We start from the raw sequence: 14,246 nt of genomic DNA, 5'->3' as shown, positions 1-14,246 counted from the left end.
AAACCGCAACTACTCGCCGTGCACTAAATAGACTTGTTGTTGCTCACGGGTACGCTCATAATTAATGTAAATCCCTGCGCCCGAGTCAAGCAGCAATGGCCCTACTCCTTGTGCGCTTTCTTCTAACATGGATTTATATTCACTTTGCGGTGCAATAAAATTGAGATGCGCACCCAATCCAACACTTAGTTTTAATAGCCAATTCCCTGCGTTATCAAGCTGTACATGTGCATCATCGTTTAAGTTGTAAAACCCAACTTTTTCCTGCCAATACCACGTATTTGAGTCGGGATAGTATTGTCCAACAATGGAAGTGGTATCATAACCTTCAGTGGCAACCGCTAATACGCCAGCAGGGTTGTAGTCAAGGCTCAAGTAATTGGCTTGACGATAGGTATAGTTACCAAACTGCGGCTCAAGTAAAAATGGTGCCTGCCAGGTGTCGCTGTTTTTGTCATAAAAGCGGCATAACGTTCTCTCGTTATAATCAAAACACCAGGTTTGATTTCCCTTGTTGTCTTTCGCTGTGGCTCTGAGCGTCATGTTTTTCATCGGATAGTCGCCTTGCACAACTACTTTGGCACCTGCTTCCGAGAGCGCATACCAATCAAGATCTTCACTCTGGTCATTTGGCAAGCCAATAATTATATGACCTTCAGCTTCCATGCGATTGATATACTCATAAAACTGCCCTTCATTTAAGCCGGTGTTAGCAACAAGCGACTCTTCAACAATGCGCATAAGTACGTAACCACCAATATAAATACCATTACCATCACTATCGTGAGCAACATGCACTAACGCCCAAGGTGATTCAAGCCAAGGTTGTATCACCTCAATAGACTGAATGATCCCTTCGACCCCTTTATAATTGAGCGCTTGATCAAACTGATATTGCTTTTCAATATGTTGATAATTAGGTGCCTCACCATCAAGCTCAATGGTTTTTACATGGGTTTTTACGGTCACTATCCCACCAGCTCGGTTTGACTCACTTCGGTGTACCCGCAAACGTTCACCTAACTGTGTACTCTCTTTAAACTGGTTAAGATGCTCAGTTAAGGCATCACTTTTTACCAACGCATTTTCGCCAAGCGCTGGGTCAAAAGTGTAGGCCAATGGCGCTTCCGTGACTGCTGCACTGGCTAATATAACAAAGGTGTCTTTGCTGTCGTTTTTCCATACGTATGTTGGCCTATTGCCATCCACCGGTTTTGGTAGCTCGCCCCAATGGCTTAGCTTATCTGCGGCAATATCGCCAGGATTGGTCGGTGCGATTTGCCATTGTTCGTTTTGATATACCACTTCAAGAGCATTCCAATCGAGCGGGTTTTGTGCGTCTTTCCATGCCTTAATAAGCGCAGCCACTTGCTTGGCGGCGAGTGGTTTTTCAGTCGCTGCAAGGTCGCTAAAATACACCTTTTGAAATGCCGTTGAGATAGCCATTAGCGCCTCGTCTGACTGAGCGATATAATCTTTAGCGATATCTAATTGGCTCAACCCAATATCACTCGCCGCAGCCGCGACGGCATCAGCCAACTCCCCACCGCTCTTAAGCTTATCTGCAACATAATGAGACAAGGGCGAAATCACACTGGCCAGTGGCGGCGCGATAAGTTGCTGAGCAGATTGAACCGCAGGCTGACCATCAGCCCGCTTAGTGACCCCCGGTACAAAGTTAGCGACGAGCAGATAGTTTTGTTCGTCGTCTATATCTTTAACATCTAGCGTGACTTTACCGTTTTCTGCCGTTAAACCACTCGGCTCATCAGCCTGCATCGCTAAGTCGCCATTTACATCCATAAATACGCGTACACTTTGGTAACCAGGTACTGTCACGGTGTGACTGTCTAGTGCCGTGGGTGTATCTGTGTTATCTCCGTTATTGCTGTTGTCACCATTGCTACTGTCACCGTTATTTACCGGTGTTGTAGAACTTGAACCGCCACCGCATGCATTCAGTGCGGTAGTGATAGCCAAAACTAAAGTCAATTTACTAAAAGAAGTCTTTAACATGCTAAATCCTTTATATTCACCTGTTGATAAATTTAAACTTTTCAATCACGTCACATTCGCTATAAAGTAATACCAAATGTAACGCCAAGAGAAAGACCGCATTAATTTGCTGGGCGACATGGGCGCAACTGGTAAAACGCGACACCTTAATCTCTCAATACCAATTTCCTTAATTAAGTGGTCTACTTTGAGGCGAGAAAATCTTGTCGATAACCAGGCAAAAATTTTGCTATTTAGTTACTCTAAATAAGAAATTTTTAACGCCGTTAGCGTCAGATTTACTCCTTCAAATTGAGCAAGTATTAAGGCCAATTGGTATCACACAGCATAAAAGATGAAAATGCAGAGAGGGATTTCACAAACTTGTGAAACCTAATTTCAGCACAAAATGGAGTTAACTAACTTAGTCAAACTGAGTAGCAGGAGGCGATATAATGAAACAAACAAGTTATGTAATCTTGGCGCTAGTAGCGCTAATAAACGGCTGTGAAAGCACCAGTTACCCATACCAAAAAAGCAAAGCGTATCGGCCAAACCAAGTTGACTTAGCAAGAGTATGCAGTGCTCAAATCGCGCCTTGCCACCAAGTCTTTTTAAGTCATTGGGATGCATTAAAACGTGCGCTGTTTCCACGTAAATCTTGGTTTGTGGATAACAAATCGCACCAGCCTAGTAATTATGTTACCCAAGCTGCACTCACGTATTGGGGCAGTTTACAGCAAGTAGAAAAGCAAGATTGCCCAGCCAACTACAACACCTGCCCAACCTACAAGCTGAGCGACCTCCAAAGCCCTGTTGCCTATCATCAATATCGTCATGGCCTGCTTAGTCAATTTGGCATACCAGAAAAGCACCGCGACTTTTCTTATACGACTAAAAACGTGCAACATATTACCTTTACCAATCAAGGGCACTGCCCCAACTCTCCGCTTGGTACAGCGCAAAGCGTGTGTGCTTACTTAAATGCGCCCAGCATGGCAGAGCAAACAGGAATCATTAATAACCACAAACCCAACCCCTACAATAACGACCAAAAACTCAGCGGCAGCTACGCATTATTTGAAATACATATCACTAACAATGAATTAAAACAGCAAGGCGTGTTCAACCACAGCATCGTGCTTCACATCGCCGTGCCCGGTGATAAAAATACGTGGCAACAGCAAAGCTGGGCACAAATACAAGATGCTCTAAAACGTGCCGTTGTGGTGTTTGAACAAACAGAGGAAGAATAGCAATGAAACACACACTGCTTGCCGTTACAGGCATGTCACCTCAGGTGATCACTGAATCCATTTATGCCTTTTACAAAAAAGGACAACCCATAGACGAAGTCAAAGTCATCACCACAACAAGAGGCAAAAAAGAAATTTGGCTTAACCTGATGCTCGGCCAAGACGGGCAACCACCGATGCTACAGCAGCTCATCAATGACTATAATTTGCCCTCAATTACCTTTACCCAAGACAATATTTTTGTGATTGAAGATAACCAAGGAAATCAGCTAGAAGACGCAAGAACCGAGCTTGAACATCAGGCCTTAGCCGACTTTATTACTCAAAAGGTTCAACAAGAAACCGAAAAGCCAGAGCAAACCGTGCATGCCTCTATTGCTGGCGGTAGAAAAACCATGACCTTTTTATTGGGATACGCCATGAGTTTATATGGCCGACATCAAGATACTTTAAGCCATGTATTAGTAGACGAACCATTTGAAAGTAGCGAGTTTTATTACCCAACCCCCTACTCAAAAGCGATCCACACCCGACTTGGTCGCACCGAAGACGCTAAAGATGCCAACGTTAGCTTAGCGCTTATCCCATTTGTTAGATTACGTCAAGAGTTGCCAGAGAGTCTGCTCAGCGGCCAAGCAAGCTACACGCAAGCCGTAGAGATTTTAAATTTGGCCCATGAGAAATATACATTGGTTATTGATGTTTTTAACAGGCAACTACAAATTGAAAACCACATAGTAGAACTTCCTCCTTCTGTATTAACTTTTTACTGGTGGTTTTTAACCATGCAAGAACAACAAGGTGGAAGTGTTGTTTCCCCAAAACAAAGAAGTAAAGAGTATGGTGACTCTTTTGCCGAGCTAAACAGTATTATCAAAGACGAATTTAGTATGGATGACTTAAAAGCGTCAGCATTTAAAAAAGACAGTTTAGGGCAAGGAATGTCGAGCGCCTTTTTTACAGAGAAAGTCTCACTACTAAACAAAGCCATAGCAAAGCAGCTAGGGCAATCTTTTCTACACCAGTTAGGCATTAATAAAGTCAACTACAACAGAAGAGATAGCTTGTACTACAAAGTCGCACTACCACTTGAACGAATAGAGGTGATCTCATCATGAATTATTTTATCAGCCGCCATAGTGGTGCAATTCAATGGGCTAAGCAACATCTTCACATAGACCGTTTTATCACCCATTTAAATATTAACGAGATCCAAGCGGGAGATGAAGTATATGGCACCCTGCCCGTTAACCTAGCGGCGCAGTGCTGCAAAAAAGGAGCACTTTATTTTCATTTAAACCTAACTCTACCAGAAGAGCTCAGAGGCAAAGAATTAACGCACACGCAAATGGAAACACTCGATGCAAATGTAACCCAGTATGATATTAAGGAAATGCCATGATCCGTAATAGACTCAAGTTTTTCCAACAAAAGATCTCAAGCAAAAACGCGGGGGTCTTTTTGTCTGGTACCTTATCCCTTGTCAGCCTAGCCTGGATTGGCGATCAGAGCTTTTTTTATTTTTACAACAAAGAGCAGTTTATTCTCTCTGCGCTGGTTTATGCCATTGTCGCTTTTTTTGCATTTAGTACCTTAACCGCGTTTTTAGCCTTTGATTATATCCGCGTGCGTGACTTGTCTAGCACCAATGACCTACACAAAGCAGAGATCCTAATTATGGCAGTGTCGCCCATCTCGTTTGGCTATCAAATACGTGAGCATGGCGGTGTGTTTACGTTATACCAAAGGCAAGTTGATGAGCAGCAACAAGTACATTGGATTGAAAAAGCCCAATTTAGTGGCACATTGCAAAAAGATATTACCATGCTCGATAATTATCGCCTGAACTGGCAACAAACCCTGCGCGCACTCAAAGCAAATATAGGTGGATTACAGCAAGCCGTGCTCGTTCCAAGTGAGCAACTAAGAGAGCACATGTATGACGAGGTGAAGCAAATTCATATTTATCAACGCTGGCTCGCCCAATACGGACAAGATCCTCATGCCCCCGAAAACAATTTTATTGTTACCATCCATAAAGAAGCCGTTAACAAAGACAATATGCGCCAATACTATGATGCCTTTGACTATGAGATTGATCTAGCGCGATTGCAGTGCCATGACGAAAAGAAAATTCGGGTGGATGTAACCGGTGGTCAAGTTACCGCCAGCATTGGTGGTAGCCTTGCGACCCTACACAACAATTGCGCTATGCAGTACATAAACAATGACAAGGTCGTAAACAACTACAGTGCAGGTATCAAGCAAGTGCAAGCCAATCCATAACCACCTACCTTAGCATCACGCTCAACACATTCCGGCGCAAGCCGGAACCCCTAAAAAAATAGCTAATCTCACTACACAAGCTACCAATCAATCGCTACACTTTGCCAAGCTAATAACGGCGCAAGTACTTAACTAGCACGTGCGTTTTAGTTAGGATAGTAGTTGGCCGCTAACCCGAGCCTACTGACATAACAATAAGCATTGAAATTTCATAAAGTTAGCACGATTGTATACAAGTCTCTATTTTATACTGTGCACAAGTATTTAGTTGGTCTATAAGCATACACAATGCGCTATATTTGAGTTATTAAAAACCAATCAACAGAACCAAAGAGAATAAAAGATTTACACGCTTTTTACCTTCTAATGCACTACACTTGCTGTTATCCACAAAATTCGACCACATAAAACTTGCTCACGTTATAAGCTGTGGACTGTAATCAATTTTGCTCTTTAAAAACATCACATTATCACTGTACCCATGACGTAATATGACAAACTCATCGGAACAGACAAAAACGCTAAAAGCCACTCTCTCTGAAGCCATTGAACTTTATCGGTTTTATGCAATAGCCCGTAAGCTAAGTCGCACAAATGTCAGTAGCTATTGACTATTTTAATAACTCTGGTAAAACTATATGTTATCCACCGCTGCAGGCCGCGCCACACAAGGCGTCAACACTGCAAGGGTTTGGAGACCCCCCATTTAATAGGGGATTAAGACCTTCTAGATCTACTATTTCTACTATTTTTGAGAGTTTGGAGACCCCCCGTTTAATAGGGGATTAAGACGAATGGACTTAGAACTGCTTTTCGTATAACGTGACCGGTTTGGAGATACCCCGTTTAATAGGGGATTAAGACGCGACTTGCTCAAGCTGCATTTCTGTTGAGCTAAGTTTGGAGATACCCCATTTAACAGGGGATTAAGACTAAATATCGCTGGCGACAAGCTTTTGCTGCTTGGTTTGGAGATACCCCGTTTAATAGGTTGAAACCCGTCTCGAGACAAGCGAGTGCTCGCAGCTTGGCTAGGGTTGAAACTGAGGCCTTGGACGGCCGAAGCGGTTAGCGCTTCATGGACGAATCAATGTGCACGGCCTAAAACTGGAAAGCTTTATAGTTTATACCGCGATTTAAAACTGAGCCGTAGTACATCCCTGTAGCTGGTTCCATCAGGCATCGCCCTCACCTCCTCAAAACAAGCAAGTTAAAAGAGTCGCGACGTAAAGTCATAGCAACACCAGCCCCGTAGCAGCGGGTTTATCCCGCGATAGGTACTGTAAAACCAATTAAAGATATCTAATCTAAAAGATTCGCGACGTAAAGTCGCTGCTACGAGTTATGCCCCCTCCCCCTCAAAAATGCGTGTATGATCCAGCCTTTGATCTTATTATCGCTAGCCTTAGGTTCTCACCAAAATCCCACACAGCTAGCGGCAAGTTAACTTGATGAATACTTTGTAGTTTACAAAATGACCCGTGGCACAAGATCAAAAATAGCAGTACAATGACCATATCTAGCGGAAAACCGCTGATTCGCTCTTTAAAAATAGTCGCTTTGGCGCTGGCAGTTACACCCCGCACACATAGGGGATTGAGACCATCGAAATCTTGATAGTACCCAGATGCGTTTAACGTTACACCCCGCACACATAGGGGATTGAGACAGGAAAGGGTTTTAAGCATCGATGGCATTGCCTAGTTACACCCCGCACACATAGGGGATTGAGACCAATCAACACCTGGTAAATACTGCTTGGTTGCTTGTTACACCCCGCACACATAGGGGATTGAGACAGGCGTTAAATCTGTGATAGCGTTAAGCGTTGGTGTTACACCCCGCACACATAGGGGATTGAGACCCACCCAATTGTGTCAGCTTTACTTATTGCAAAATGTTACACCCCGCACACATAGAGGATTGATACAGTGGCGACAGCTTCGAACTATTGAGTAACCCGAACCTACTGACATAACAATAAGCATTGAAATTTCATAAAGTTAGCAAGATTGTATACAAGTCCCTATTTTACACTGTGCACAAGTATTTAGTTGGCCTATAAGCATACACAACGAGCTATATTTGAGTTATTAAAGACCAGTCAACATAACCAAAAAGAATAAAAGGTTTACACGCTTTTTACCTTCTAATGCACTACACTTGCGGTTATCCACAAAATTCGACCACATAAAACTTGCTCACGTTATAAGCTGTGGACTGTAATCGACTTTGCTCTTTAAAAACATCATGTTACCTCTGTACCCATGACGTAATATGACAAACTCATCGGAACAGACAAAAACACTAAAAACCGTAAGTTCTGAAGTTATTGAACTTTATCGGTTTTATTCAATAGCCCGTAAGCTAAATCGCACAAATGTCAGTAGCTATTGACTATTTTAATAACTCTGGTAAAACTATGCGTTATCCACCGCTGCAGGCCACGCCACACAAGGCGTCAACACTGCAAGGGTTCGGAGATACCCCGTTTAACAGGGGATTAAGACTTAAGTGATATTAAAACTTACCTTGATTATAGGCGTTCGGAGATACCCCGTTTAACAGGGGATTAAGACTTCGCGATTTCAAAATAATCACCCACAACTTGAGTTCGGAGATACCCCGTTTAACAGGGGATTAAGACCCAAAGGAGAACGTGTTATTGTCGTGATTGTAAAGTTCGGAGATACCCCGTTTAACAGGGAATTAAGACTCATCTTGGATTTTCTTATGAATGCCAGCTAGGTGTTCGGAGATACCCCGTTTAACAGGGGATTAAGACAAATTGATGCCGGGCGGTGGCTAAGCTCGTTGTGGGTTCGGAGATACCCCGTTTAACAGGGGATTAAGACAGTGTAGCCATCCTCAATTTCAAGCAGGTGTTCGTTTGGAGATACCCCGTTTAACAAGGGATTAAGACGAGTAAAAAGCTCCACAGCGCTTTAAGTTGATCAGTTTGGAGATACCCCGTTTAATAGGGGATTAAGACGCATTATTAATTGAACATTGTCCATTACTGTAAATGTTTGGAGATACCCCGTTTAATAGGTTGAAACCCGTCTCGAGACAAGCGAGTGCTCGCAGCTTGGCTAGGGTTGAAACTGAGGCCTTGGACGGCCGAAGCGGTTATCGCTTCATGGATGAATCAATGTGCACGGCCTAGAACTGGAAAGCTTTATAGCTAGATACCCCGTTTAATAGGTTGAAACCCGTCTCGAGACAAGCGAGTGCTCGCAGCTTGGCTAGGGTTGAAACTGAGGCCTTGGATGGCCGAAGCGGTTATCGCTTCATGGATGAATCAATGTGCACGGCCTAGAACTGGAAAGCTTTTTATCTAGATACCCCGTTTAATAGGTTGAAACCCGTCTCGAGACAAGCGAGTGCTCGCAGCTTGGCTAGGGTTGAAACTGAGGCCTTGGACGGCAGAAGCGGTTAGCGCTTCATGGACGAATCAATGTGCACGGCTTAAAACTGGAAGGCAGTAACCCATGCCTCGACTTTGAAGCGTTTAAAAACTCAGTGGAAATACCTCCCTGTAGTTTGGTTCCATCAGGCATCCATGCCTTCACCTCCTCAAGCTGCGAAACTGCGTTTCGGTCTTTCGTCGTCCATCTCGAGACAAGCGAGTTAAGAGATTCGCGACGTAAAGTCGTTGCTACGACTTGGACGGCCGAAGCGGTTAGCACTTCATAGACGAATCAATGTGCACGGCCTAAAACTGGAAAGCAGTAACCCATGCCTCGACTTTGAAGCGTTTAAAAACTCAGTGGCAATACATCCCTGTAGCTTGGTTCCATCAGGCATCCATGCCTTCACCTCCTCAAGCTGCGAAACTGCGTTTCGGTCTTTCGTCGTCCATCTTGAGACAAGCGAGTTAAGAGATTCGCGACGTAAAGTCGCTGCTACGACTTGGACGGCCGAAGCGGTTATCGCTTCATGGATGAATCAATGTGCACGGCCTAGAACTGGAAAGCTTTATAGTTTATACAGCGATTTAAAGCTGAGCCGTAATACATCCCTGTAGCTGGCTCCATCAGGCATCCATGCCTTCACCTCCTCAAAACAAGCGAGTTAAAAGAGTCGCGACGTAAAGTCGCTGCTACGAATTATGCACCCTCCCCCCTCAACAATGCGTGTATGATCCAGCCTTTGATCTTACTTTATCGCTAGCCTTAGGCTCTCATCAAAACCCCACGCTGCTAGCGACAAGTTAACTTGATGAATACCTTGTAGTTTACAAAATGACCCGTGGCACAAGATCAAAAATAGCAGTACAATGACCATATCTGGCGGAAAATCGCTGAATTGCTCTTTAAAAATAGTCGCTTTGACGCTGGCCGTTACACCCTGCACACATAGGGGATTGAGACGATGGTATATCTGGGATCTGCAATTGAGTATTTGGTTACACCCCGCACACATAGGGGATTGAGACGTGTTGTCATTAATTCTTTGTATGGCTGGCTCTAGTTACACCCCGCACACATAGGGGATTGAGACATCTTGGGTGCTCCTGAGGAGTATTGCAGGTTTAAGTTACACCCCGCACACATAGGGGATTGATACAGTGGCTACAGCTTCGAACTATTGAGTAACCCAAACCTACTGACATAACAATAAGCATTGAAATTTCATAAAGTTAGCAAGATTGTATACAAGTCTCTATTTTATACTGTGCACAAGTATTTAGTTGGTCTATAAGCATACACAATGCGCTATATTTGAGTTATTAAAAACGAATCAACATAACCAAAAAGAATAAAAGGTTTACACGCTTTTCACCTTCTAATGCACTACACTTGCTGTTATCCACAAAATGCGATCACATAAAACTTGCTCACGTTATAAGCTGTGGACTGTAATCGATTTTGCTCTTTAAAAACATCACATTATCACTGTACCCATGACGTAATATGACAAACTCATCGGAACAGACAAAAACGCTAAAAACCGCAAGTTCTGAAGTTATTGAACTTTATCGGTTTTATGCAATAGCCCGTAAGCTAAATCGCACATATGTCAGTAGCTATTGACTATTTTAATAACTCTGGTAAAACTATGTGTTATCCACCGCTGCAGGCCACGCCACACAAGGCGTCAACACTGCAAGGGTTTGGAGATACCCCGTTTAATAGGGGATTAAGACCTACAGTTACTGTTGAGTGGTCACCAATGGTAAGTTTGGAGATACCCCGTTTAATAGGGGATTAAGACACCTTCTTTTTAGACGGCTTTGGTTCGTAGTCAGTTTGGAGATACCCCGTTTAATAGGGGATTAAGACCAAAGTTCTCCTTTAGAAGACCATTTAGATGAGTTTGGAGATACCCCGTTTAATAGGGGATTAAGACCTTAGCCGCGCTAACTAAGGCTTGACTATTGCTGTTTGGAGATACCCCGTTTAATAGGGGATTAAGACACATTGATCCTGCCATAAATATGACATATACATCCCGTTTGGAGATACCCCGTTTAATAGGGGATTAAGACAATACTCAACGGTTACAATAAACACAGAGGCCAGTTTGGAGATACCCCGTTTAATAGGGGATTAAGACATTTTAGAACCCTAGTTTGAACTGGATATAGGTGTTTGGAGATACCCCGTTTAATAGGGGATTAAGACGCCAGCTTAACTGCCTCGTAGTCATAATGGCTTTGTTTGGAGATACCCCGTTTAATAGGGGATCAAGACGTCAGGCATTACAGTAACCCTCTCAGCATATAGTTTGGAGACACCCCGTTTAATAGGTTGAAACCCGTATTGAGACAAGCGAGTTAAAAGATTCGCGACGTAAAGTCGCTGCTACGAGTTATGCCCCTCCCCCTCAACAATGCGTGTATGATCCAGCCTTTGATCTTATTATCGCTAGCCTTAGGTTCTCATCAAAACCCCACGCTGCTAGCGATAAGTTAACTTGATGAATACCTTGTAGTTTACAAAATGACCCGTGGCACAAGATCAAAAATAGCAGTACAATGACCATATCTAGCGGAAAATCGCTGAATTGCTCTTTAAAAATAGTCGCTTTGACGCTGGCCGTTACACCCTGCACACATAGGGGATTGAGACTGAAATGAGCTTTAAAGAGTATGAAGATCACATGTTACACCCTGCACACATAGGGGATTGAGACCGCCAATTAGCCGTTCGATGTCTTTAGGCGCTGACGTTACACCCTGCACACATAGGGGATTGAGACCATGCAGTCTTAACTACATTGGCTAGGGATGACGTTACACCCCGCACACATAGGGGATTGAGACTTGCGGCCTTTCAGCCAGTCGTGCATAAGCACGCCGTTTGGAGATACCCCGTTTAATAGGTTGAAACCCGTCTTGAGACAAGCGGGTTACGAGAGTCGCGACGTAAAGTCGCTGCTACGACTTGGACGCCCGAAGCGGTTAGCGCCTCATGGATCAATCAATGTGCACGACCTAGAACTGGAAGGCCACTTTAAGATATCTAATTTAAAAGAGTCGCGACCTAAAGTCGCTGCTACGAGTTGTATGCCCTGCCCTCCAACTTTCCCGAGTGGCTTTATTATTTCGTTGCCCTAAGCAGCTAAACTTATTAGTATTTAATAAAAATATAAAGTCTAGGAAGAAAAAATGAGCATCAAATGGATTTACGCGCTGCCAGTATTTATTGCTATTTTAGGCGGTAGCATCTCTGAAATTGGATTAAGATTATCAACTAACTTTGTCCCTGCAGCATTCTCAGTACCGTTAGCCATAATCGCGTTACTATTTCTATTTTTTTATCAATTACTACAAAAGCAAAAAGAACTTGCTCCTAGCAAAACTCAAAGCAGTTACATTATGGATGCAATGTTAGCCACCATTATATTATTTTTGTTTTCTGCAATGTGTGCATTATCTGCAAGCTTTGTAACCAAGCTGCTACTCGATTTAAAATGGGCAGTTCATGTCACCTGTGCACTGAGTCTAACGTTAATTGTAGTTACCTTTATCGCTAGTCGTAAAAAAGGCTATGGGGTTTATAAGTGTGCAGCATTGCTATTTAGCGTTATTGCAATTTGTGCATTTGCTATTGTAAATACCTATGTTGAGCTAAGCTTGCTTTTTCATAAAGTCTGGCTAGTTGTTGCACTATTAACGCTCACATTTCTATTAGCTGTTCTTTTTATAGAAATGAGTAAAAACCTTCCCATCACACACGACAGAGCAAAAGAGTTCAACTCTGTTCAGCATTTAATCATTCCATTGTCTGACGCAAGAGACTATAAAAAACATTTTTTAGATAACGAAAAAAGAGAAAAACTGCTATCTAAAGATAAGCTAAACGAAGTGGTTGACGACCTTGACAGCTGTAATTGGGCAATGCCACTTTCAAGTATCAGCTATCACCTCGACACGCTTAAATCTGTTACTTTTTTCGTTTCAAAAGTAGAAGGTAATAAGAGTAAAGGCTCAATAGATACTGTAGATATCCTACTGAACTGGTTACTAGATTGGACAGAGCGTTGTAACAAAAAGGTGACATTTGAAGTGATGGGTGGAAGCAAGTTTAGTGATGAATACACCAAGCAGTTCCCTTATAAGCCCAAACTAGGCTTAGACTTTTCATCTTTGTCTGAAATAAAACAAGCTATTGAAGACCATGTTTCAGAGCTTGACAAAAAAAGTTACTATCGAACCGGCGATGCGGTCTGCATCGATGTTACTGGTGGAACAAAAGCAACAACATTGGCCGCTGCTCTTGCTACCGTCAACAAACCCCTCTTCGCCTGTTATGTAAATACTAACAAAAAAGATGAAGTATTTGGTTACGATCTTGCGATATACCAACCAGCTAAACTCACCTAGCCGATAAGCTCGTAGTGACCTAGACCAAAAGTGGTTTTGCCGCCAATGCTAAGTACTTGGCCGATTTGTAGCCAAGGCTTGGCTGGGGCAATATCGCCGTAAAAGCTGATCAATCCTTTTAATCCACCGAATGGCTGTTTGGTACGCTGTTTAAGAGAAAAGCGCTGCCAGTTTTCAAAGTAGCAATGATGCTCCAATTGGTATTCACCTAGTCGAGGTTGAGACATGTGGATTTCTTTTAGGAGCGCTGGGTCGTCAGCCAACCAAAACTTGGTGAGTTGCGTGAGCCGTCTACAAGTTTGGCGATTTAGCTCATACAGATCGGGTAAAAAACTCGCCGAGATATTTCCCTTATACTTTAATCGTAACGGGCTTTTTAAATGCAACGCAAGTTCACATGGAGCATCCGTTACCTCTGGGCTTATCCAGTCTCGTAACATGGATGTCACTACCCCAGGTAAAATACCATTCGGTAGCACGCTCGCGACCGAAAGCAGCTTAACAGGGCTGCGCCCTTGTGTTGTATATTCCCCAACTCCGAGCCGAGCGCCTTCATTAAGTGCGTCAATTACTCGCTGCGCCAAGTGCACAGCTTCAGCAAACAACACCAAATCAAAGCTCAGCAATTCTCCTTTTTGCCATTGCTGTTTATGCTCATCCGTCAGTTTGATTGCATAAGGCTTGGGTTGACCTACATCGTGTTCTGCACACAAGATATAAAACAGTTTTTCATCATGCTGTTTTATCGCCTGTCCAAACCAACCATGAAACATCGACCCCTTAAAATCAGGCAACGTCGTTTGCGCTTGAAGCTGTAAAGTAAACCTAAGCCGCAGCACGGGAAAGTGCTGGGCTAAGGTGAAGATAGAGTGGCTCAT

At 43.3% G+C, this 14,246-nt stretch carries 7 protein-coding genes and 5 CRISPR repeat arrays; of the genes, 5 read left to right on the top strand and 2 right to left on the bottom strand.

All coding sequences use genetic code 11. From position 1 onward, the window contains the following. Positions 1-9: 9 nt before the first annotated feature. A complete protein-coding gene (locus GSF13_RS12515) occupies positions 10-2,016 on the bottom strand; it encodes a hypothetical protein (RefSeq protein WP_211868600.1) in 2,007 nt (668 codons plus the stop codon). Positions 2,017-2,450: 434 nt separating this feature from the next. Here GSF13_RS12515 and GSF13_RS12510 point away from each other — a divergent pair, with 434 nt between their 5' ends. The 5 genes from GSF13_RS12510 to GSF13_RS12490 all read left to right on the top strand — a co-directional run bounded on the left by GSF13_RS12510 (position 2,451) and on the right by GSF13_RS12490 (position 13,368). Further along, positions 2,451-3,251, top strand: coding sequence for a hypothetical protein (locus GSF13_RS12510; protein WP_211868597.1), 801 nt, complete (start codon positions 2,451-2,453; stop codon positions 3,249-3,251). A 2-nt stretch (positions 3,252-3,253) separates the two neighbouring features. Continuing rightward, positions 3,254-4,369 carry a CRISPR-associated ring nuclease Csm6 gene (csm6, locus tag GSF13_RS12505; RefSeq protein ID WP_174170978.1) on the top strand — a complete coding sequence of 372 codons (1,116 nt, stop codon included), beginning with the start codon at positions 3,254-3,256 and terminating at the stop codon, positions 4,367-4,369. Continuing rightward, the gene (csx16, locus tag GSF13_RS12500; RefSeq protein WP_211868595.1) at positions 4,366-4,653 is read left to right on the top strand and encodes a CRISPR-associated protein Csx16; all 288 of its coding nucleotides are present in this window, start codon (positions 4,366-4,368) and stop codon (positions 4,651-4,653) included. The genes csm6 and csx16 overlap by 4 nt, the downstream gene beginning before the upstream one ends. Next, positions 4,650-5,537 (top strand): hypothetical protein, encoded by an 888-nt coding sequence (locus GSF13_RS12495; protein ID WP_211868593.1) that lies wholly within the window; start codon positions 4,650-4,652, stop codon positions 5,535-5,537. Before csx16 ends, GSF13_RS12495 begins: the two co-directional genes overlap by 4 nt. A gap of 1,572 nt (positions 5,538-7,109) precedes the next feature. Further along, positions 7,110-7,467: a CRISPR direct-repeat array (repeat unit 31 nt; unit sequence GTTACACCCCGCACACATAGGGGATTGAGAC). Between the two features lie 545 nt (positions 7,468-8,012). Next, positions 8,013-8,599: a CRISPR direct-repeat array (repeat unit 35 nt; unit sequence GTTCGGAGATACCCCGTTTAACAGGGGATTAAGAC). Between the two features lie 1,280 nt (positions 8,600-9,879). Continuing rightward, positions 9,880-10,106: direct repeats of the CRISPR family, unit length 31 nt; unit sequence GTTACACCCCGCACACATAGGGGATTGAGAC. Positions 10,107-10,651: 545 nt separating this feature from the next. Next, a CRISPR array of direct repeats spans positions 10,652-11,300; the repeat unit is 35 nt; unit sequence GTTTGGAGATACCCCGTTTAATAGGGGATTAAGAC. Between the two features lie 277 nt (positions 11,301-11,577). Then, positions 11,578-11,805: direct repeats of the CRISPR family, unit length 31 nt; unit sequence GTTACACCCTGCACACATAGGGGATTGAGAC. Positions 11,806-12,150: 345 nt separating this feature from the next. Then, positions 12,151-13,368: a hypothetical protein gene (locus GSF13_RS12490; RefSeq protein WP_211868585.1), complete on the top strand. Its 1,218-nt coding sequence runs from the start codon at positions 12,151-12,153 to the stop codon at positions 13,366-13,368. Here the strand turns inward: GSF13_RS12490 and cas6 are convergent. Next, positions 13,365-14,246 (bottom strand): CRISPR system precrRNA processing endoribonuclease RAMP protein Cas6, encoded by an 882-nt coding sequence (cas6, locus tag GSF13_RS12485; protein ID WP_211868583.1) that lies wholly within the window; start codon positions 14,244-14,246, stop codon positions 13,365-13,367. The genes GSF13_RS12490 and cas6 overlap by 4 nt on opposite strands.

Source organism: Pseudoalteromonas sp. M8 (assembly GCF_018141365.1).
Taxonomy (GTDB): Bacteria; Pseudomonadota; Gammaproteobacteria; order Enterobacterales; family Alteromonadaceae; genus Pseudoalteromonas.
This window is presented reverse-complemented; position numbering and strand designations above follow the sequence as displayed.